Annotated in this window: 15 protein-coding genes and 1 pseudogene; 11 read left to right on the plus strand and 5 right to left on the minus strand. The window is 68.5% G+C overall.

The window, feature by feature from the left end:
* Nucleotides 1–133 precede the first annotated feature (133 nt).
* From P8T65_RS19885 to P8T65_RS47295, 4 genes and pseudogenes are all read left to right on the plus strand, one after another.
* Nucleotides 134–973, plus strand: a complete 840-nt coding sequence (locus tag P8T65_RS19885; RefSeq protein WP_316726620.1) for a radical SAM protein — start codon at nt 134–136, stop codon at nt 971–973.
* Nucleotides 970–1,404 carry a DUF6375 family protein gene (locus P8T65_RS19890; RefSeq protein WP_129841550.1) on the plus strand — a complete coding sequence of 145 codons (435 nt, stop codon included), beginning with the start codon at nt 970–972 and terminating at the stop codon, nt 1,402–1,404. The genes P8T65_RS19885 and P8T65_RS19890 overlap by 4 nt, the downstream gene beginning before the upstream one ends.
* Nucleotides 1,391–5,398 carry a hypothetical protein gene (locus P8T65_RS19895; RefSeq protein ID WP_316726621.1) on the plus strand — a complete coding sequence of 1,336 codons (4,008 nt, stop codon included), beginning with the start codon at nt 1,391–1,393 and terminating at the stop codon, nt 5,396–5,398. The genes P8T65_RS19890 and P8T65_RS19895 overlap by 14 nt, the downstream gene beginning before the upstream one ends.
* Before the next feature lie 188 nt (nt 5,399–5,586).
* A pseudogene (locus P8T65_RS47295) lies at nt 5,587–5,691 on the plus strand (short-chain dehydrogenase); the annotation flags it as partial.
* A gap of 9 nt (nt 5,692–5,700) precedes the next feature.
* Here the strand turns inward: P8T65_RS47295 and P8T65_RS19900 are convergent.
* The 4 genes from P8T65_RS19900 to P8T65_RS19915 form a co-directional block, all read right to left on the minus strand.
* Nucleotides 5,701–6,588, minus strand: a complete 888-nt coding sequence (locus tag P8T65_RS19900) for an HNH endonuclease signature motif containing protein (RefSeq protein WP_316726622.1) — start codon at nt 6,586–6,588, stop codon at nt 5,701–5,703.
* A 119-nt stretch (nt 6,589–6,707) separates the two neighbouring features.
* Nucleotides 6,708–8,225 carry a LacI family DNA-binding transcriptional regulator gene (locus tag P8T65_RS19905; RefSeq protein WP_316726623.1) on the minus strand — a complete coding sequence of 506 codons (1,518 nt, stop codon included), beginning with the start codon at nt 8,223–8,225 and terminating at the stop codon, nt 6,708–6,710.
* 32 nt (nt 8,226–8,257) lie between these two features.
* Entirely contained in the window at nt 8,258–8,635 is a 378-nt protein-coding gene (locus P8T65_RS19910; protein ID WP_316726624.1) for a helix-turn-helix domain-containing protein, read from the minus strand.
* Between the two features lie 126 nt (nt 8,636–8,761).
* Nucleotides 8,762–9,277 (minus strand): helix-turn-helix transcriptional regulator, encoded by a 516-nt coding sequence (locus P8T65_RS19915; protein WP_316726625.1) that lies wholly within the window; start codon nt 9,275–9,277, stop codon nt 8,762–8,764.
* Nucleotides 9,278–9,571: 294 nt separating this feature from the next.
* On the opposite strand from P8T65_RS19915, the gene P8T65_RS19920 reads away from it, so the two are divergent.
* The 7 genes from P8T65_RS19920 (at nt 9,572) to P8T65_RS19950 (ending at nt 18,234) form a co-directional block, all read left to right on the plus strand.
* Nucleotides 9,572–11,095 (plus strand): DnaB-like helicase N-terminal domain-containing protein, encoded by a 1,524-nt coding sequence (locus P8T65_RS19920; RefSeq protein ID WP_316726626.1) that lies wholly within the window; start codon nt 9,572–9,574, stop codon nt 11,093–11,095.
* A 374-nt stretch (nt 11,096–11,469) separates the two neighbouring features.
* Entirely contained in the window at nt 11,470–12,462 is a 993-nt protein-coding gene (locus P8T65_RS19925) for a DUF2637 domain-containing protein (RefSeq protein ID WP_316726627.1), read from the plus strand.
* A 124-nt stretch (nt 12,463–12,586) separates the two neighbouring features.
* Entirely contained in the window at nt 12,587–13,255 is a 669-nt protein-coding gene (mobC, locus tag P8T65_RS19930; RefSeq protein ID WP_316726628.1) for a plasmid mobilization relaxosome protein MobC, read from the plus strand.
* The gene (locus P8T65_RS19935; RefSeq protein ID WP_316726629.1) at nt 13,252–14,979 is read left to right on the plus strand and encodes a relaxase/mobilization nuclease domain-containing protein; all 1,728 of its coding nucleotides are present in this window, start codon (nt 13,252–13,254) and stop codon (nt 14,977–14,979) included. The genes mobC and P8T65_RS19935 overlap by 4 nt, the downstream gene beginning before the upstream one ends.
* A 210-nt stretch (nt 14,980–15,189) precedes the next feature.
* Nucleotides 15,190–15,582 (plus strand): hypothetical protein, encoded by a 393-nt coding sequence (locus tag P8T65_RS19940; RefSeq protein WP_316726630.1) that lies wholly within the window; start codon nt 15,190–15,192, stop codon nt 15,580–15,582.
* 312 nt (nt 15,583–15,894) lie between these two features.
* Nucleotides 15,895–16,902, plus strand: a complete 1,008-nt coding sequence (locus tag P8T65_RS19945) for an aldo/keto reductase (protein ID WP_316726631.1) — start codon at nt 15,895–15,897, stop codon at nt 16,900–16,902.
* Nucleotides 16,903–17,358: 456 nt separating this feature from the next.
* A complete protein-coding gene (locus tag P8T65_RS19950; RefSeq protein WP_316726632.1) occupies nt 17,359–18,234 on the plus strand; it encodes a hypothetical protein in 876 nt (291 codons plus the stop codon).
* A 24-nt stretch (nt 18,235–18,258) separates the two neighbouring features.
* On the opposite strand, the gene P8T65_RS19955 is transcribed toward P8T65_RS19950, so the two are convergent.
* A complete protein-coding gene (locus tag P8T65_RS19955) occupies nt 18,259–21,621 on the minus strand; it encodes an NB-ARC domain-containing protein (protein WP_316726633.1) in 3,363 nt (1,120 codons plus the stop codon).
* Nucleotides 21,622–21,686: the final 65 nt, after the last annotated feature.

Raw genomic sequence — 21,686 nt, forward strand, 5'->3', positions numbered from 1 at the left:
ACTGCGGGCACTGCACCGACGACCTTGCACGCTCCCTCCCGGCATCACTGGCAGCGGTGGCATCATGCTGTCGGTGACGTGCAAGATTCGCCTGTCCGCAGCCGGTGTTCACCTGTTCGACCGTGACTCGGGGATGAACGTGCTCCTCGACGAGGTGCCTGTTCCCGTTGAGCAGTTCTCCCGTGCTCCGCGGTACCTGTCCATCGCGCTGACCAACGCCTGCGAACTCCGCTGTGCCTACTGCTATGCGCCCAAGCACGCCGCCGCGCTCGACAGGGAGCGTGTAGTCGCGTGGGCGGTCGAACTCGATGCTGCCGGGTGCCTCGGGGTTGGCTTCGGAGGAGGGGAACCGACCGCGTACCGAAGGTTCGCCCAGTTGTGTTCGGACATAGCCCAGTCCACGTCTATGGCGGTCACCTTCACGACTCATGGGCACCGGCTCACACCCGAACTCGTCGAATCCCTGCGCGGGGCCGTGCACTTCGTCCGCCTGTCAGTCGACGGGGTAGCAGCCACCTACGAGCGGCTCCGCGGCCAGCCGTTCGCGGCCGTGGTCCAGGCGGCCGGGTTGCTCGGCTCTCTCGCCCCGTTCGGCATCAACGCTGTCATCAATGCCGACACGGTCGGCGAACTGGATGACCTCGCAGAGTTCGCCGACGAGGTCGGCGCGTCCGAACTCCTGCTTCTTCCGGAGCAGCCAACCGCGGCAACTCCCGGTATCAGCGACGCCGACGCTCAGCGCCTCGTCGAGTGGGCCGCGGCCGCCAGGAACGGGGTTCGGCTCGCGATTTCCCGTACCGGCCTCGAAGCCACGCTGCCCACGGTGGAGGCCGTCCCAGGCGAGCGCCCCCTCGACGCGCACATGCATGTCGACGCGACAGGCGTCCTGCGCCCTCACGCCTATGCGCCCACAGGATTGTCAGTCGGGGGCTCCATCATGAAAGCCGTGCAGGCGTTGAGGGAGGCACGATGAGGATCTGGAACGGCTACGGCTCGGAGCACTCGATGGACCTGGTCTTGATCGGCCGATTTCAGACGGTCACCGGTGCCAAGGCAGCGGAGGAGCGCATGGAGGCTCTGAAGGCTCTTGCCGAGGACGCGTGGTCCGATGACGACTGGCAGAGCCCTGGCGAGCGCATGCCTCGCGAACTCGGCGAAGCACTCGCCAAAATGAAGTTGTACGACATGGGGAGGTACGACGTCGACGTCTTCGCCCTTGACCACACCGTCACCCGCACCGGAGAGATGGTCCGGATCTGGACCGACGAGTCCGACGTCCAGGGATTCCTGAAGGCACTTCTCCACTACGGCGCGAAAGTCGAGATCTTCTCCCGTCACGAATGGGACGAGGACACGATCACTCGGTCGGATGCAAGCACTCGGAGCGACAGTGGATCTGACTGATCTGGAACGTCTGCCCGGCGCCGCCGACCGGAACTTCGAAGCGCTCACACGGGCCATCGTCTCCCGCCGCTACGGCGCGCTGGGCACGATGCGGGAGCGCCGCAACCAGCCCGGCGTCGAATTCTACCTGCACGTCGATCACGCCGGTGCTCTCGGCGACCCCGGCCGCGTCTGGGGTTGGTCGTGCAAGTGGTTCATCCTCAACAGCAAGAATGAGCTCAGCGCAGGCCAGCGCAAGCAGATCGAGGACTCGCTCTCCAAGGCGATCGAGCACGTCGTAGGGCTGACCGACTTTGTGCTCTGCCTTCCAGAGCGACCCGCCAAGGGGGACGAGGAATGGATCAACGGACTCGGTCAGCAGGGGGTCAGCGTCAAACTCTGGTCCACCGAGAACTACGACGACCAGCTCGCGGGACACGACGAGCTCCGCTCCACCTTCTTCGGTGAACTTGCCCTCACCGCAAACGTACTGGCACAAGCCCACAAGCGATCTGTTGCACCCGTCGAGGCACGGTGGACGCCACGGCTGCACACCTCCCACCACGTGGAGCATCGCATCGACCGGGCCTTGCTGCGCCCGGCGTCGTTCGAGTGGCTGCAGCAGCGCACCGACGACATCGCAGCCCGGATCCAGGCACTGCGCGCAGCCCTCGACGGCCTCGAAAACACCTTCCGCCAAGACGCCGTAAAGATTACCGACGACCTGGAGCGGTTCGTCGACGACCTGCGGGAGGTCCTTGACGCAGGGAGGAGCCTCCGGCCCTGGGAGGTCCGAGATCGCCTCGCCGAACAGCGGCTGCCCGCAACCTCTCCCCGAACACTGCAACGCCTCGTACTCGGACTGAGGAAGCGTGGTCTGCCCGAGGCGCTGCTGGTCACCGGTCTCGGTGCGGAGATCCGCGACATCGTCCAGTGGTTGCACGACACACGGGCGGACATCGAAGCCCCCCTACTCGCCGTCATCGCCGCCGCGGGACAGGGCAAGACGCACCTCGCCGCACAGATGACCTCACCGAACGACCAGCCCACGGCAGGAGTCTTCATCCAGGGCGGGAACCTGCCTGCCCGCGGGACGCTCGACGACCTCGCGCGACGGATCCCCGGACTGAAGGTCGACTACTTCGAGGACCTCCTGGAAGCGCTCAACTCAGCTGGTAGCCGCGCCGGCTGCCGGATTCCTTTGATCATCGACGGCCTGAACGAGGCAGAGCGGCCCTCGCAGTGGAGAACACTGCTCGCCGGATTGGCACCGGCCCTGGGCACCTACCCTCACGTGGCGGTGATCGTCACCCTCCGCGAGGCGCTCGCCGACCAGGCCCTCCCGCAGGACACAGTGCTCCTGGAGCTGGAGTGGCAGCGCGCGGAAGTCGACGACATCCTCCGCGTGTATTTCCGTCATTACCTGATCAATCCGGCCGACGCCTGGCTGCCGATGGGAGAGTTCCACAACCCGCTGTTCGTCCGCATGTACTGCGAGGCCGCGAACCACGCTCGCCGAGTGCCGGTGGGCGTGGAAGCGCTGCCTCAGTCCCTCATCGGCGTCTTCGAGCTGTACCGCAAGGGCGTGGTCGAGCGGCTGGGCCAGGATCCGGCCCGCATCCCGGTGCCGGCGGACCAGATCCGGCGCCGCCTCACGGCTCTGGCGAGACACCTGTGGACGCACAGCGTCCGTCGGCTTCCGTTCGACGAAGCACGAAGAATCCTCGACGCTGACCAGACGAACTGGGACGAAAGCCTGTTCCGGCGCCTCGCAGAGGAGGGAGTGATCTTCCGCGAAGAGATCAGAGGTTCCGACGACACGGAGTGCGGCTTCGTTTTTGATCGCCTCGCTGGATACTTGATCGCCGACGCGATTCTGGTGCGCATTCCCCCCGCGGACGTCAACGAGCAGCTCGCGGAGGCGACTCTCTGGCAGTCCTTCCTGGGCGACCAAGCGCACCCCCTCGCCGAGGACATCCTCATCGGTCTCATCTCACTGCTGCCACGCCGCTTCACCCGGCACCACCTGTGGCGCGTCGCCCCCGATGAACACCGTTCGTTGGTGCTCGCCCAGGAACTCACCACCGAGTCGGACTTCCTCGACGACGAGACCGTCGACGCGCTCGCAACCGCGCTCGTTACCGCGCATCCCAGCAGAAGGAAGGGCCGACCAGCGTTCGGCCGTCTGTGGGAGATCCGCAGGTCGGCGCCGCACCGCCTGAATGCCGTATTCCTCGACCGCGTCCTGCGCCAGCTGCCCCTTCCCGAACGTGACCTGCGCTGGACCGAATGGGCTCGAGGCCAGGCTCCAGACCGGCTGACGGCAGACCTGGAACGAGCGATCGACAGGTGGTCCGGCACCAGCGATCGCGCTGAGAGCGACGACCTGGACGCGCTGGCCATCGCCTGGCTGCTGACTTCCTCGGACACGAGCATGCGGGACCTGGCGACGAAAGCCATGCAGCGCTACGGCCGGCCCGAACCCAAGCGGCTGTTCGACCTCGCCGCCCGGATGCTCGATATCGATGACCCCTACGTCATCGAACGGGTCGTCGCCGCAGCGTTCGGCGCCCTCAGCGCCCACCAGATGCCCGATCCCGGCGGACCGCTCGAAGGCGCGCTGCGGGACTGGCTGGTGCAACTGCGCGACCACTTCCTCGACGGCGGAACCACACCCACCTCACACGAGCAACTGCGCGGCCACGTACGGGCCACCTTTGAATTCGCCGGCGCCCTCCACCCTGCCGCCGTCCCGGAGGGTGTCGACGCCTTCGCGCCAAGGTTCGCTGCCGTGGCGCCCGCCGAGGTGATGGAGGACGACGACCCCAACGCCGAGGAGTGCGCCCGCACCTTCGGCATGGACTTCGAAAACTACATCATCGGGGCCGCCATCAACGGCAGGGACAACTACGACTTCACCCACCCCGACTACCGCAGGGCCCGCGCCGAGGTCATGGCCCGCGTCTGGGAACTGGGCTGGCGCGAGAAAGAATTCGGCAGCGTTGACCAGTCCATTGCCGCGAACGCCGAGCGGCCTTACAGCTCCAAAAGGAGGGTGGAGCGGTACGGCAAGAAGTACGGCTGGATCGCCTACCACGAAATGGTCGGCCGCCTCGTGGACGTCGGCCGCGCACCAGCCCCATTCGGCGACGCAGAACGCTTGATGCCCGACATCGACCCGACCTTTCCCGACCGGCCCCCCGTGGCGCCCATGCCCCTTCCGCTGTGGGCGCCCGTGGAACCGACCGACGACCAGACGTGGCTCACCTCGGGGACGGTGGCCGTCCCGGACCAGCTGTGGTCACCCGAGGAGGTCCACGGCGTGAAGGGCGGCTGGCTTCTGGTCGAGGGGTATCTGAAGCACGGCCACGACGGGCGGACCGTGTTCGGATTCTTCCGCACCCTCCTGTTGGAGCCGGAGGACGCGGAACCCGCCCAACAGCTCGCCAGCGAGCGCCAATATCTGGGAAACCACTTCTTCCCTCCGCTGCCGATGGTCCGCGATGTGCTCGCCGCTGAAATGCCGTGGAGCCCCCGGTTCGAGCTGACCCTCGACGACGATGCCTCAGGCGCCTTCCCGCACCGCGCGCTGCGCCGCGACTGGCAGGACGACGGCATCGGGCTCGACCAGGTCGCCGTGGAGTTCGCCCCCGACAGCACTTCGGAGATCGGTCTCGGCGGGAGCTACGACGTGCCGTCGTTCGAGTTCGCTGCCAGGTTCGGTCTGCGCCAACTGCCCGGTACGGTCGACCTCGTGGGCCTGGATGGCCAGCGCGCCTCAGCAGTTTTCCGCGCGGACAAGCCCTGGCGCGGCCACCTGCTCTTCCTGCGCCGCGATCTTGTCGAGGACTTCGCCGGTGATCGCCGGATCATGCAGGTGGCTTGGGGCGAGCGCGAGGTGGCCGCCGACTGGAACTCTGTTCCTTCCTGGATGCGCGCGGTGCATCGCAGCTACGCGCATGTGTGGCGCCACATCCGAATGCCGGGGGCAAGTCAGCGCAGTGCGGAGAACTAACAGGTCGTACGCCAACGGGCGCCGCTGGCTCGGCGGCTGCTGCCGCCGACGCACCAGCCAACGCCCCCGGCTCGCGGGCGTTCCCGCGCTCGCGCTCGTCGGACCAAGACGTCGTGCGTTCCCGACAATAAAGTGCCAGGTCAGGGGTCTGATCTGCTAAGTGGATCAGACCCAAGATTCCGAAGATCGAACTGCTGCTCGACACCAACCGCCTCGGCCACTCCGCCCTCACCGGGCTGCTGCTGCCGGTACCGGGGTCCCGGGTGGTGAGGGTCAGCTCTGGTTGGAACAGATCTGCGAAATCACTGTTTTGGCCGAAGTTTCGCGCGCGTCTGCTCCGCTCGCTCCGCGAAGCCGTCCAGCCACTCTTGAGAGATGTGGTCCTTCCAGATGGGGAGGTGTAGCGCGGACACCCACGGCCCGAGCACGCGACCTCCGGATCCGAGGTGGCAGAACGCACGGAACCGCACAGGGACGTATACCCTCACCGTCTGCATCACGAGTCGGATTCCGTTACAAAGCACATCAGGGTCGATGAGCCAGACCGTGTTCGCCTGCGGCTCCAGTCGCCTCGGCGGCCGGTGGCGGATGTGCTCGGCGGGAAATCCATAGACCAGCGGGGCTGGCCCGTGGATATCGATCTCATAGCCGACGGCATCGACCCCGAATCCGATCGCTCCCACGTTGATGATGCGCACGCCGAGGTAGCGCGCTTCAGTGTCGGCGTTCAGCAGCTTCAACTCCGGGAGGTGTTCGATCTTGGATACGATGTTCTCGCCTCCGGCGCTGATAATGCCGACCGCTTCCGCCTCAGCCTGCGGCGTCGTGAACGCCTTTACGACCTGATCGAGTTGGTCTGCGCTCAGGCCGCCACCACGGCTATGGGTAGCCTGACATTCCTTCCAGGTCAGCAGTTCTTCGGTGGGGTAGGCGTCCGGGTGGCGGTCCACCCAATTGTGATGCTTGTGACACAGAAGCACCAAGTTCGGCTCACTGTTGACCTCGGTAAAGTTCATATCGAACCGCGGCCCTCCAGCCTTCTCCGCGCGGATGTGAGCCACCTCCACGTTGATGCTCAGCAGTCCTCGATGCTCCTCGACCAAGGGCTCTGGGCAATCGGGGTATGCACAGCTCGTCGCACGACCGAAGAGCAGCTTGCACAGCGGGGCACCAGGGCTGAAGTCACTCACGCGACCGACGATAGGCGGTCCTTATCGCTTCGACCGGTCAAACGCTTCAGCACATCGCAGTGCGCTAAGAATGGGGAATACGACGGTGCCCCACAACAGTGTCGTGGGGCACCGTGGGGCTACCGGAAGGCGGCCGCGCGCGTGCGAAGGAGGTCGTTGAGCACACGCACAGGGGATCTTGGGCACAGGGCCAAACGGGCGTCGAGTGCTGCCTCCCACTGCTGGGTCAGGCCGAGCTTGAGGCGTTCTCGCATGCCGGGTGTGACGTGGGCGTAGCGCGCGGAGACCGAACCGTCGAGGTGACCCATGCGCTCGTCCATGAGCACCTTCTCGGCGCCCAGGTCCTCCATCATCGTCCGGTGGGTGTGACGGAGGCCGTGGGGTGTGAGGCCCTTGGCTATCGGGAGCCAGCAGGCATCGGCGCGATCGGTGGCGCCCCGCCCTCGTGCGGGGACGCCGGGCCACCGCTCGCCGAGGATGGGCACGGGGCGGGCCTCCTGCGGTGCCTTCTTCGGGTACCAGCCGGAGGCCGCCGGGGTGAACAGCCAGGTGGCGAAGCCGTTCCTGCGCCAGTGGGCCGCGTGCTCCGACACTGTGCCGCCCCGTACGAATCCGAGGTCGGCGATGGCCTTCTCGACCCGCACTCGGGTGGCCTCGGCGACCCGGTCGGGTCGGTTGAGGACGTTGGAGGCCGTCCCCGTGGAGACGCCCGCCAGCCGCGCGACGTCGACCAGCTTCGCGCCCTGGTGCCCACCGGTACGCGCTGCCCCCTGGCCCCGGAAGACGTACGTCCTCCCGTGACAGGGACACGGCGTCGGCTTCGTACGGGCGATGTGGTCGAAGACCAGGGACGACAGCCAGCCCATCGAGTCGATGTTGCGGTAGCTGTCGTCCTTCGGCGGACAGCGCACCAGCTCACCGGTGTCCAACTCGTACAGCTGCCACTCGACACGGAACACGCCGGGCCGAACGAACTCCGTTTCCAGGCCGACGATTTCGCCCCAGCGCTTTCCGGTGTAGCCCTTGAGGACCACGGCGACGAACTCGTCGTCGCGGCCAGACAGCAGGGCCGCTCGCTCGGCGGTCAGGAGGATGCCGAGGGCGTCGGTGACGACCTTCTCCGGACCGCGGTCCCGCGAGCGGCCGGCGCGCTTGCCACGCCCTCGCCGCCTGGCGGCCGGGTTGGAGGTGATCAGACCCTCGTCGATCGCGTCCTCGAAGATCAGGTGGAGGGTCGAGCGCCAGGTCTTGACGCTGGAGGCCGCGTACACGGCCTTCTCCTTCTTCTCCCAGGCGGCGACGTCCGTGCGCAGGATGCCGGCGAGCGCCTTGTCCTCGAAGTCGGGGAGCAGGTGCTCCTCGATGTGGCGCTTGTAGTTCTGCATGGTCGAGGCGGCCAGGTCCTGGGCCTCGTACCAGCGGCTTGCGTACTCGCCGAAGGTCTCCTGGCCGAGGCCCGGGTCGCGCCACTGGCCGCGCCGGACGTTGACCTCTTCGGCGTCTGCGGCTTGCTTAGCTTCGCGCTTGGTGGCGAACTTGACCACGGCACCCGTGGGATCGGAGACCGTGCCGTACTTGCCATCCTCGATCTTGTACCGCCCACGCCAGTAGCTGGCGCGCTTCTCTGCGTACCCCACTGAGTTCCCTCCCTTCTGTCGTGTGGGGTGTACTAAGCGGCGGTGCCGTACTGGGACTTGAGCATGCGGCGCGGTGGCCGGGCCTTGAGGCTGCGTGCGGGGGCAGGCCCCTCGCTCTGCCGACGCACCGGAGGCTGCGGAGCAGACGCAGTCATGCCGCTGGGGCGCTGCGGATTCCGGGCCGGGCGCTCTTCGTGCATGCGGATGATCTCGGCGAGGTGATCATCCGAGAAGCGGTAGGCGCGGCCGACGCGGGTGAACGGGATGAGCCGTCGGCGGGCGCGATCCTTCACCCACCAGGCGGAGCAGCCGAGGACGGCGGCGACTTCCTCGGGGAGGTAGAGGCGCGGGAAGGCTGCCTCGGTGTGCGGAGTCGCTGCGGAGGCGGGGGGTATTGCGGGTTGGTGCAAGGGGTGAGTCCTCTTCTGACAGACGTGTGGTGCGGCAACACCGGCCTGCCGGTCGATCGCTAGGGATGAGGGTGAGATGCCCGTACTGGGGGTTTGCGGTTCCAGTGCGGGAGTGAGAGCCGGCGGCTACGACTCGTCTGCGGCATCGGCATCGCGATGCTCGCCAGGCTGCGGTCCGTATGTCTCCAGCAGGTGCTTGGTGGACGCCTCGGCCATGGCGTTGGAGACCATTACGTCTGCCTCCTCGCGGATGTCCGGGTGCTCGGCGAGGTAGGCGTCGAGGGCGTCGCGCGCCTTGGTGTAGGCGGCGTTGGCGCGCTGGGTCTCGCGGAACGCATCTACGACGGCGTCGATGAGTTCCATGGCGCGGGTCTGGGCGGCGAGCTGCGGGGGGCCGACGAGGTTGCGTAGGTCGATGCCGAAGATCTCGGCGAAGCCGATGGCCTCGTCGAGGTTGATGCGGCGTTTCCCGTTCTCGATGCGCCAGACGGCGGACGGGTTCATCTCGAAGCCGGCCTCGTTCAGGCGGTCGGACAGGGCGTTGGTGCTCCAGCCGCGCGCCTCGCGCTCCAGCTTGATGCGCACCGCGACGTTGCTCTCGCCGCTGAGCAGGACGCCCTGCTGGGGGCCTTCATCGGCCATGCCCACCTCCTTCCGTTCGTAGCAGTCTTCTGCCGATCGCAGTGACCCCATAACAGTAGCACGCCTTCTGCGAGATGCAGAACACTTCTGCAATCTGCAATTCATGTGGCATGCTGGTGGTCCCCACCACGCCAACCCGAGGAGTCCCGCGCGACCACACGTCACATGAATGAAGCCCCCGGCGATGCCGGGGGCCCAAGCGCAAACCTCTCAACCGCCATCCCTAGCGATCAACCCGCGGAGTCCGGGATTGCCGTCCCATATGACCCGCGAGCAGAGGAGCTGATGCCCAGTATGGCCGATCCCCAACCGAATACGCCATCCCGCTTCTGGGAAGGCCCAGAGCCGACGCTGGACGCGGCGGAGCCTCCGTACAACGTGGACGCCGAGCGCGCGGTGCTCGGCGCCTGCATGCACAAATCCGACGTCATCGACGTGGTCCGGCCCATCGTGGGAGAGGATGCCTTCTACCGGCCCGCGCACGAGACCATCTGGCGTGCTCTGCTTGGCCAGCACCGCGAGGACAGGCCGACCGACCCGATCGTCCTGACCGAGCTGCTCCAGCAGCAGGGGGACCTGCAGCGCGTCGGTGGCCGTTCCTACCTGCATCAACTCGCCGACGTGCACTACGGCACCGGTGGCGCGGAGCACCACGCGGAGATCATCCGCGAGAAGGCCAACCTCCGCCGCCTGCTCGCCTCCGCGATCCACACCGTCCAGCGCGCCCAGGAGCCGGGCGCCGACCCCGAGGCGATCCGCAGCGAGGTCGAAGCGGAGATGCGGGCCGAGCGCGAGCGGGCACTCGCCTCGGGCCAGGGCCGGCTGAATCGCTTCGCCGTTGACGGGTGGTCCTTCGTCAAGGAGACCGGCGCGGACGCCGAGCCCCTGTGGGGCACCCGGGACAAGACCGTCTGGGCGCCGGGCGAGAGCCTGATGATCGTGGGCGCACCCGGTGTCGGCAAGACCACTCTGGCACACCAGGTGATCTTCGCCCGCCTCGGCCTGTCGGAGACGGTCCTGGAGATGCCGGTCGCCCCCAGCAGGCGGGTGCTCTATCTGGCCATGGACCGGCCCAAGCAGATCGCCAAGGCCATGGCCCGCCGCGTCTTCGACACCGACGAGGCGATCCTGCGTGAGCGGCTCGTAGTCTGGGAGGGGCCACTGCCCGCCACCCTCGACAAGGAGCCTGACCTCCTCGCGGACCTCGCCGCCGCCCACCAGGCCGACACCATCGTGATCGACAGCCTCAAGGACGCGGTGAGCACGATGGTCGACGACAGCCTCGCGGTCGCCTTCCACAACGCCCGCATGCGCGCCCTGCGAGGCGGTGTGGAGATCCTGGAGCTGCACCACCAGCGCAAGGCCACCGCCGACGCCCCGCGCGGCCAGCGCCCCAGCCTGGACCAGGTCTACGGCTCCACCTGGATCACCGCCGGCGCGGGCAGCGTCCTCTTCGTCACCGGCCGGGCGGGCGACCCGGCGGTCACCCTGCACCACCTCAAGACCCCCACCGGTGAGGTCGGCCCGCTGGACGTCACCCACGACCACAAGCGCGGCACCACCACGGTCGACCCGACCAAGGACCCCGCCGTCCTGCTGCGCAACGCTCCAGGCGGCATGACCGCCCGCGACCTGGCGACCGTCCTCATCGGTGGAGGCGAACCCGAACGCGCCGACGTCGAAAAGGCACGGCGCCACTTGTCCCGCCTGGTCGACAGCGGCCTGGCCACCAGGGCCGACGGCGTCGCCGGAGGAGCCGGAGGCGGGCAGCAGACCCGCTACTACGCCTCCTCCCGCCACCTCACCGCCGTCGGCTGAGCCCCCTGCCGGCCAGCGCGGAGCGATCACGCGACCGTACACGCGGCCCTCACGCGAACACCCCGCCGTGAACCGTTCACAGCGTGCACGCTCGCCGCGAAACCGCAGGTAGAGCGATCACGCGAGCGTCCACGCCGTACACGCGCCCAGGCGATCACGCGCGGGCCCCCCTTTAGAAGGGGGCCCGCGTGAACGCCCCCTCCGTGAACGCCGCTCACCCCCACCCCCGCAGCCTCACTCCCCACCCCGGAGCCCACGCCCTTGCACCCCCCTGCCCCGAGCACCCCGGCAGCCATACGCGGCAGCCGCCCCGGCATCACCCTGCTCCCGCTCGCCCCGGCCGCCGAGCACTCGCACCCGCTGGAGGTCGCCGCGTGAACCGCAACGGACGCATCACCCTCGTCGCCGGCCTGGTGGCCGTCGTCCTCATGGCCTTCCGGGTCTCGTGGAACGCGCTGTCCGACGTGGCCCGCGCCATCGGCGCCGACCCCACCGCCGCCCTGCTCTACCCGATCGTCATCGACGGGCTGATGGCCCTCGCACTGGTCGCCACGCTCGTGCTGACCGGTACCGACCGGAAGTTCGCGCTGCGGGTCCTGGCGACCTACACGATCGCCAGCCTCCTGCTGAACTACGTGCACGGCCTCATCCCGGCCCTGCACACCGAGTCGGTCCAGTGGGGCCGACTGGCCGACTGGGACCCTGCGAACTGGGCCCTTGTGCTGCTGGCGACCTCGCTCCCGGTCGGGTCGATCTACTTCGGGTCGGACCTCGTGGCGAAGGTGCTGCACCACACCCCCGAGTCGGCTGACTCGGCCGAAGCAGCCTCTGTCCAGTCGCAGAGTCGGCAAGCCGACGAGCAGGCCACACGGTCGAGGTCTGACCAGGCCGAATCGGCCCCCGAGAAGCCGACCGAGTCGACCCCCGTGAAGGTCGCCGAGGCGCCCGTGACGAGGCCGACCGAGGCCGACGAGTCGGCCCCCTCCACCCGACCGCCCCGGCCGGCCGCCACCGTAGAGCCGACCGGAGCCGCCCCGCGTCGGGCGACCGGTCGGGTCCGCGCCACCGCCAAGTCGACCGTCGACCGCACCCGCACCGACGCCGAAATCCTCGACGAGGCCCGACTCCTGACCGCCGAGTGGAGCGACGACCGGCTCACCGCCGAGCGTCTGCGCAGCGCGCTACGGATCGGCCAGAAACGCGCCCGCGCTCTGCGCGACCAGTTGCAGGCCGAGCGCACCGGCCAGGCCGAGCCCACCGCGTACGACGGCTTCGAGGCCGAGCCTCTCGACGGGCTCGACGGGCTCGACGAAGCCGTCTCCCAGCGGCAGAGGGAACTCGACACTGCCCCCGTCGGCTCCGCCTGACCCCGCAAAACGCACCTTCGCCCCACCTTTCCGGCTCCCCCGAGCTCCCGCGCAGACAAGCACGGGGACGCAAGGCCGCGCGAAGCGAAGCACCCGACACCAGCACCCCTCGGAGAACCGTTCCATGCACGATCCGCACCGCGAGCTCGCCACCCCCCAGCAGGAGATGACCATCGGCCTGAACAGCGCAGCAAGCAAGGGCGTTGGACCGTCCATCGGCCGGTCCAACGCGGACTCCTCCGCGCCGGGGGTCGCGGAGGAGCAGCTCCGGCGCGAGGGCGCGCCGAAGCAGGAGTCGGGGGCGGGCGAAGACATCGCTGCCGAGCAGCAGACGCCTGTCGTACGCGCTGCCGACGAAGCCGCGCTCTATCGTGTCCTGCGCCGCCGCGAACGCTGTGACGACGGCCGTCGCGAGGCCCGTGTCGATGCCCGTTACAGCGACGCCGAGAAGGCCGCGATCGTGGCCAGGGCCAAGGCGATGGGCATCGCCGGCGCCCACCTGGTCGGCGCGGTCGTCATGGCCTTCGTCAACGGCGAGACGCACCTGCCCGACCAGCGCACCGTCTACGACGACGCCATCGACGAGTTCGCCGCCCTGCGCACCGAGATCGCCCGGATCGGCACCAACGCCAACCAGATAGCGCGCCGTCTCAACTCCGGCGGTGATCCACACCCTGTGGACGCCGCCGTCCTGGACCGGGCCGAACGCCTCCTGGCCACTGCCCGCGACGCGGTGAAGGCCGTGGACGAGGCCGCTTTCCGGGCCGCCGGGCAGAAGGCGGGCCGGGCGTGATCGCGAACATCGTCAAACCGGGCAGCAACACCCGCGGCGTACTGAGGTACCTCTTCGGGCGGGGCAAAGCCACCGTGCACAGCGATCAGCACATCGTCGCCTCCTGGGACGGCTTCGTACCCGACCCCGGCCCCGAAGGCAGCCCCGGCCACGAGGAGCGGATGGACCAGCTCGTCAAGGCTCTCGACCTGCGCGTCAAGCAGGCCGGCGACCAGGCCCCTGCGGGGCACGTGTGGCACTGCTCGCTGCGTGCGGCGCCCGAGGACCGCATCCTCACCGACGCCGAATGGGAACACATCGCGCGCCGCATCGTGCACGCGACCGGCATCGCCCCCACCGGCGACCCGGACGGCTGCCGCTGGATCGCGGTGCGCCACGCGGACGACCACATCCACATCGTCGCCACCAAGATGCGCGGGGACCTGCGACCGCCCCGCAACTGGAACGACTACCACCGCGCCATGACCGAACTCACCAGGCTCGAGGAAGACTTCGGCCTCACCCGCGTCCCCCGCGGACGCCAGGCCGCCGACCGCACTCCGGCCGCCAAACGCCCCACCCGCGCCGAGCAGGAGAAGGCCAAGCGCACCGGCCGCAGCAAGGACACACGGGCGGAACTTCGCCACGTCGTCCGCACGGCGCTCGCCCGCGCCGAAGACCTTCAGGAGTTCTTCAACCTGCTCGCCGACGCCGGCCTCCAGGTCGAAACCCGCACTCTGCCCTCCGGCGACCTGCAGGGCTACAAGGTCGCCCTGCCCGGCGAGACCAACGACAACGGCGAGCCCGTCTTCTACTCCGGCTCCAGCCTCGCCACCGACCTCTCCCTCCCCCAGATACAGCAGCGCCTCGCCGCCGCCGAAGATCCCCCCATCGAACCCTCACCGGCCGGGCGCCGCCCCAACCCGTGGCACCAGGCCGCCATGGCCACCGAACACATCCGCCACCACATCGACCACAGCCCCGACGACGTCGCGCAGGCCCACCTGGTCGCCCTCGGCGAAACCCTCTACGCCCTGCCCCTCTACGCCCCCGCCCACCTGAAGGCCGAACTCCACCGGGCCGCCGTCGCCTTCGAGCACGCCGCCCACACCCGAGCCCGCGTCGACCACCAGCACGCCCGCGCACTGCGCGGCGCAATCAAGGCGATGCGCCACCACCCCGCCGACGGCAGCGGCCTGGCGATGCTCCTGGACGCCGCCATCCTCGTCGTCACCGCCGTCCAGCGCCACAACGCGCAGCGGCACCACGACCGGCAGGTCGCCGCCGCCCGCCAAGCCCTGCTCCACCTCCGGGCCGCCTACGACCAGACAGCCCCCGCGCCCCTGGCGACCATAGCCGCCCACAAGCCTCCGGCCGGCGCCGTCCGCCGGTACGTCCAGCACGTCCGCGACGCGGTTCCGGCCTACGCCAAGCAGATCCTCGCCGAACCCGCCTGGGAGTCCCTGGCCGCCGCCCTCGCCGCCGCCGAGGCAGCCGGGCACGACCCGGCCGAACTCCTCCACCACGCAGCAGGGCGGCGCTCGCTGGACGACGCCACGTCCCCAGCCAGGACCCTCACCTGGCGCATCCAACGCCTCGGCAACCGGCACGTGCCCGGCCGCCAAGCACGGGCCGCACAAGCCCGCAGCCCCCGCATCGCCCACGTCCCGTCCACGGCGCGAGCCACCGCCGCGACACCCCCGACATCCGCGCCGCCGTCATCCCGCCCGCACCGGCCACGGTGACCCCGAGCACCCATCAAGCAGCGGCCGAGCGCGTCGCACTCCCACCGCCGGCCTCCACCCAACAGCCCTGGCACGAAGCCTTTCCGCCCTCCTCAACCCGCTCCTTCGACCAAGGCAATGCACTCCATGCCCCGAGCACCGCCTGCCGATCCGCCCTCGAAGCACTCACCAGCACAAGCCGAACTCGCGACACCACACAAGGAACCGCCCATGCCCTCCTCCTCTGTTCGCCCCGAAGTCGTCCTCCTCATCACCGACTTGGACCTCGCCCGTCACGAGGACCCGTCGCGCTGCTACCACCTCGACGGACATCCATTCACCACCGCCGAGCACCAGCTGCTCTCCACCATGACACCGGCAGAGATAGCCGCCGCGAAGGCCCAGATGCGGCTTGAGGACGAATGGGAGCGTGAACTCGACGCGATGAAGGACGCCTTCGTCGAGTTGCTCATGAAGTACTTCGCAAGGCTTCCCAAGGGCTCCGTGGTCAGCGACGCCGTCGCCATCATGACCGACGAGGACCGCACGGAGTACGAACGCCTGGTCAAGATCGTCACCGCGCAGGACACAATGGAGTACCTCGCCGAGCACAGCGAGAACTGACCGCCCATACGCCGATGGCGGCCCACTCTGTGGGCCGCCATCGGCGTATGAGAAGAGGTGCTCTTGCACGTCAGCGGATTTCGGCCCAGCGCTCGGCACGGGCCCTGTCGAGTGCCTTCTCCACGTGGACATCGGCCAGCGCGGACGAGCCGGAAAGCTTACGAGGGCCTTTAAGACTGTTCGTTGTCCGCAACCCGTCGTGCGCTGTCTGAACAGCTCTGAGGAAGTCCGGCCGAGGCACCGAGAGCGTCCCCCTTCACCTCAATGCTCGTGCGTCGACAGTCAGTTGCGCCTCAAGTAGGATGCATCACCGTGAATCCAGACAAGGCGCGACCGCAAGCCGGCCCGGGTCGGATCGACACCGCGCGACTGGGACGTGAGGGTCCCGAGATCACCTGGCTGGGACTCGGTACATGGGCCATCGGCGGTCCGTACGAGTACGGCTGGGGGCCGGTCGACGACGCCGAGTCGGTCCGGACCGTCCTGCATGCGGTGAGCCGAGGGCTCAGCTGGCTGGACACCGCTCCCGCCTACGGATGCGGCCACTCGGAAGAGGTTGTGGGGACGGCCCTGCGGCAGCTTAGACCAGCAGAAAGGCCGTTGGTGTTCACCAAATGCGGCCGGGTCTGGGAGCCCGAGAATCCCGGCAAGGTCGTGTCCGACCTGCGACCGGACAGCATTCGGCAGGAATGCGAGGCCAGTCTGAAGCGTCTGGGGTTGGACCGGATCGATCTGTACCAGATTCACCGGCCGGACAATCGGACGGGCACGGCCCTTGAGGACTCCTGGGGCACGTTGGCCGAACTTGTGGACGAGGGCAAGGTCCGGTGGATCGGCCTGTCAAACGTGAACCAGGAGCAGCTTGAACTCTGCGAGGGTGTACGGCACGTGGACTCAGTGCAGCCCTCGCTGAGTCTGCTGGACCAGAAGTCGCTGCCGCTCCTCGACCGGTGCGCGGAGCACGGCACCGGCGTGATTGCGTACTCGCCGCTGGCCTCAGGGCTGTTGACCGGAGCCTTCGACCGGACCCGCGTCGAGGCTCTGCCCGCCGGCGACTGGCGTAAGAAGTCCGCCAAGTTTGCTGAGCCCGAACTGACCTGGAAACTGGCCGTGGTGGGCAGGCTGCGGGAGATTGCAGCCCGGACTGGGCGCAGCGTCCCCGAGCTCGCCCTCGCCTGGGTACTGAGCCGTCCGGGAGTGAGCGGGGCCATCGTGGGCGCACGCCGTCCCGACCAGGTGGACCAGTGGTCGGGAGCCGCAGGGCTGTCGCTGTCCGAAGAGGTCCTGCGCGAGGTGGAGGCCGCAGCCGCACGGTCGTAGCCACTTCCACCGGGGTCCCGGCCCGGTGCCGGGCACGGTCGCTGTCTTCTCATCCGCGCCGTTTCCGGTTCGCAGCCGTATCGGTGGGGTGTACATCGGCGTGGTGTCGCGAACGGGCCGTATCGTGCAAGCGTGCGTCACAAAGCTCCGTATCGTGAGCCAGCCGTATCGCGCGCGTCGCGCGCATCTCCGGGCAGAGGAGCGTAGGTGTTCTCGGTACTGAAAGCAATCGTCGAGGGCGACCAAGCACAGAGGTTCCTCTTACCCCACCTCAGACAGACCGAGTCACTTCTGCGCCGGGCCCTGCGCACACTGGACCCTCGGGCCGACTGTCAGGTGAGCCCCGCCGCCGACCTGGGGGTCCCGTACGACGCTCTGCGCCTGGCTGGCGGGTTCGCCACCGGATGTTTGGTGGAGTGGGACTGCCGGGTCCCGGCAGTCCCGGTGGACACGACGATGAACATCGACACGTCGTCGATCTTCTGGCTGGACGGCGATCCCTCGGAGATCTTCACAAAGGAGTCCGTCGCAGCCCTACAGCGTCGGATCGTCGAGGACAGCAGCTACGAGTGGAACCTGGACCGCGGGAACCACTTCATCGTGACATGCCGCAGGGCGGACGACGGGCGGTACGCCCTCGTGCTGCACAGTAACGAAAAGGAGTTTAAGGACCAGTTCAACGGGTTGTGCCCTACACCCGGGAACTGGTTCGCGGACGCGGTGCGCGTCTTCGAGGGCGAACGGCCCGTGCGGCTCCTAACGGGCGACAAGGCGGAGCTCTTCTCGGACATGGCCCAGATGCTCCTGCGCTTCAACGTCGTACGGCACCGGTTCCTGGCTAACCTGCTGCTGAACAGCCGCGTCGGCGTGACCGGCGACCTCCACAAGCACCACTACTACATGCCCACACCCGCCTCGGCCGCGATCGGCTGCTATCTGTGCGAACCGGGGGAGGAGGTACCCGTGTTCAGCACGGTGGGGCAGCCGATTGCGCTGTTCGAGGCGGCTTCCGGAGGACGCAACGCCGTTTCTCTGCTCACCGGCGAGGACCGCCTGATCGTCCCGCACGGCTGGGGCATGACGTCGTCCCGCCCGCTGGACGTCACCCGATCTGGTGACGTGCTGACGTTCAACGGAAGGATGTACGACCTGGCGCCTGGTGTCTCCCTGCTCGGTCATCCCGACATCGGGCCGCGGCTGTTCGGGAGTTCCGTTGAATTCCTCGCCGCTATCGAGAACCACACTCCGGGCCGGTTGACGACCGAACTGGTTCAGACGGCGTCGTACTCACGGCACGGGTTCCTGCGGCACGGCGAGACGGCCGGTGGCTGAGGGAGAGAGCGAGCCAGGGGGACGTCACTCTTCCTCATAGGCGAACACGTACAGTCCTCCGTTCCCGGCAGCAGCGAGAACGGAACCCGAGGCCGTCGCGGACCACGCACACCGGTTCAGCGGAAAGGCGACTCGGATGCCGGTGAGGGGCGCGCCCGTGGCCACGTCCCACACCCCCAGGTAGCCTTCGTCGCCGCATGTCGCAATCTGCCGACCTGACGGGGAGAAGGCGCAGCTGGTAATCCGGTCTCCGCCTATGGGGATGTAGGTGTCGACCGTGCGGTCGGTGGTCGACCACAGAGCGAGCGCGGTCGCTGGGGATCCCACCGAGGCGAGATGGGAACCGTTCGGTGAGAAGCGGCAGCTCCACAGCGAGATTTCCCGCCCAGTCTTGAGCGTCGCCGTCAGCTGTCCTGTGCGGCCATCCCACAGCCTAAGCTTGCCGTCGTCGCCGACGGAGGCTATGAGACTGTCGTCGGGTGAGAAGGCACAGCCGAGCGCATGCCCTGTCCGATGTTCCAGCTCGTTGAGGACCTCTCCGCTGCGCAGGTCGTGGATCCTGACCACGCCATCCTCGCCGGCTGAGGCCATGCGGGCACCGTCCACGGAGACCTCACAGCCCCAGATCCGCCCGGAGTGACGGATGAAGCGGAGCCGTGGTTCGCCAGTGTTCACGTCCCACAGGGCCAGTTCGCCGTCGCCTCCCGCAGTGACGACGTCGCCGTTGGGGGTCACTGCACAGTCCAGGACCCTGCCATCGTGGCCCTCGGCCTCGAACCGGACTTCTGCGGTCGTCACGTCGAGGAGCCGGACCAGGCCGTCGCTGTGACCGGCGAGGATCTGCCGTCCGTCCGGGGAAAAGGCGCAACATCCCGCGGCACGGCGTCCGGGACGGACGATCTGCGGGGGCGCGTCAGCGGCCAGGTCCCAGACGCGCACGGTCGTGTCTCCTCCGCAGCTGACGAGACGCTTACCGTCGGTGAGGAAGACCGCCGCTCCCACCCAATCGGTGTGGCCGCGCAGCACGCGGAGCAATTGTCCGCTCGTGGTGTCCCACAGGCGGATAGTTCGGTCCTCCGAAGCGGTGGCCAGCACGGCTCCGTCGGGCGAAAACCCGCAGAAGCGGACCCGCTCCGTGTGCCCGCGCAGGACGTGCATGGGCTCTCCGTCGGCACGCGACAGCCGAACGGTTGTGTCGCTTCCGGCCGTGGCGATCAGGCTTCCGGACGGCGAGAAGGCGCAGCAGCGGATCCTTCCGGTGTGCATGGCCCTGCTCCAGCGCATTTCGGCGCTGGAGACGTCCCACGCCCGTAGGACGCCGTCCTCCCCTACCGAGAGCAGTCCCGTTCCGTCCGGCGTGAAGGTGCAGTCCCACTCGTTGCCGCTGGGGCTGAGCATCTGCTGGTACGTCTCGCCCGTTACGACGTCCCACACGGTCACCGTCCCGTCTCCCGCGGCGGCGGCCACCCATTGGCCGTCCCAGGACCAAGCGCAGCCGAGGGCGCGGGCAGCGCGCTCCCCAAACACGTGGACCGGACGCCCGTCGGAGACCCTCCAGACGCGGACGGTTCCGTCAGTCGACGCGGACAGCAGCAGAGAGCCGTCTGGGCTGAACGCACAGGCGCGCACGCGCTCGCTGTGGCCCCGCAGGACGTGTCGGACACGAAGAGTGGCCGAATCCCAGAGGATGACGAGACGGTCGTCGGAGGCGGTGGCGATGGCGTCGCCTCCTGGCGACACCGCGCAGTCTCCGATGGGGCCTGTATGCCCGTCGGCGGAAGCGGCGTCGGTGTCGGGCAGCGGCCAGTGCGGGCGCAGCAGGGGCCGTGGCAGGTCGTCAAGATAGCGTGCGGCTACGTCGCGCAATTCGGGGCTTGCCGCCAGCCGGCTCGCGAGGGTCGCGGCGACGGCCGACGGCGTGACCTCGGGGACGAGGATCTCCACGTCGCGGTCCAGTATTTCCCTGAGTGCGGCGGCGCGGGTGGTGTCGATGCCGGACAGCGTGGCGACGGCGGGCACGGCCGAACCCAGGTGCAGGATCTGGGCGGCGATCCACCGCGGGTCACAGGCCAGAGCGGCGAGTTCGGTATGCGCTAGGGCGGCCTGAAGGTGGTACGGCAGATGCTGGAGCACGAACGTCTCGCGGGGCGGCAGTAGCCACCAGTGGTCGCCGCGCCCCTCGGGCAGCAGTGTGCGCAGGGCCTGCACGAGGGCCTGGTTGCGACTCACCAGGTCATGCTCGGGAGTCTGGTGGCGCAGATAGGACCGAAGGACGTCGTGAACGCTGAACGCGGGTTCACCGTCGCACCACCGCTCCGACACCAAGCGCAGGGAGGACAGCAGGGAGATCATCCTGCGGCTCTCGCCGTGCTCCAGTCCTCCGGTGACGCTCCACAAAAGGGCGAGGACGCGTTCGGGGACTTCCGCGTCCTCGTCGAAGACGGCCAGGTCGAAGTAGCGTTCGCGTTCGTCGGCGGAGAGCAGGTCGAGACTGGCGTTGACCGTCGCCCCGACGGTGGCCCGCATATGGGGCGGCATGGTGGCGTCGAGGGCCTCCGGTCCGCCGGACGCCACGAGTTGGGCGACCCAGGCCGCTACTTCGGCGGGTGGACCGCCGGCCCTGACGCGGGCGCGCAGCGAGGCGTTGATTAGGCCGAGCAGGACGGGCCAGCCCTTGGCGAAGCGCAGCAGACTGTCCAAGACGGCCGCGTCGAGTGCCGGGAGCCCGGCGGACGTGGTGACGCGTGCCTCGTCCTCGGTCATTCGCCCGACCTCGACCGTCTCGGCGACAGCGGGCGCGAGACCCATGTTCCGGGCGGTGAACAGTCGGGCGGAACGGGTGCCCCCCACGAGGAAGGCGTCCACCTGCTCCTGCGTCCAGACGTCGTCCACCACCAGCAGGACAGGCTCGCCCTCGTCCAGGATCTCACCCAGCAGAGCGCCGACGAGGAGCGGGTCGATGGTGGTGGGCCGGTGTCCGGACAAGTGCTCGCAGATATCCGCGAGATGGCTGGCCAGGTCCGGGCCAGTCCGGGACTGGCCAACCACAGTCCAGATCACTCCGCCGGGGAACTGTTCTGCGATGTCTGGGAGTTCGCAGATCTGGAGGGCCAGGGTGGTTTTGCCGATCCCGCCGTAGCCCTCCAGGAAGACGACAGGCGCCCGGCCCTCGTGCTCGCGGCTCAGCAACGCCTTAGTCACCGAGGCGCTGATCTGCGGGCGCTTCGCCGTATCTCCAAGCGGCGGGGGCGCGAGCTGTCCGCGGCGTCGGCGCTGCGGGCCGATGGGCAGGCCGACCACCAACTGCTCAATCAGAGTGGCGCTGCTCCCCTCTCCGATGGCGTTGCCCAGGACAGAGCCGCCGGCTCCCACCGCGCTTCTGCCCACGCGTACGGCAGACCGATTCGCCGAAGCGTCCTCAACTGACTCGGCTTCAAGAGCCTGAGGCGCGG

This window comes from Streptomyces sp. 11x1 (assembly GCF_032598905.1).
In the GTDB taxonomy this organism is placed as follows: domain Bacteria; phylum Actinomycetota; class Actinomycetes; order Streptomycetales; family Streptomycetaceae; genus Streptomyces.

Coding starts and splice junctions, on each gene's coding strand:
- P8T65_RS19885 (WP_316726620.1), top strand. CDS start 134: ATGAACGTGCTCCTCGACGAGGTGCCTGTTCCCGTTGAGCAGTTCTCC.
- P8T65_RS19890 (WP_129841550.1), top strand. CDS start 970: ATGAGGATCTGGAACGGCTACGGCTCGGAGCACTCGATGGACCTGGTC.
- P8T65_RS19915 (WP_316726625.1), bottom strand. CDS start 9,277: ATGGCCGATGAAGGCCCCCAGCAGGGCGTCCTGCTCAGCGGCGAGAGC.
- P8T65_RS19920 (WP_316726626.1), top strand. CDS start 9,572: ATGGCCGATCCCCAACCGAATACGCCATCCCGCTTCTGGGAAGGCCCA.
- mobC (WP_316726628.1), top strand. CDS start 12,587: ATGCACGATCCGCACCGCGAGCTCGCCACCCCCCAGCAGGAGATGACC.
- P8T65_RS19940 (WP_316726630.1), top strand. CDS start 15,190: ATGCCCTCCTCCTCTGTTCGCCCCGAAGTCGTCCTCCTCATCACCGAC.
- P8T65_RS19950 (WP_316726632.1), top strand. CDS start 17,359: ATGAACATCGACACGTCGTCGATCTTCTGGCTGGACGGCGATCCCTCG.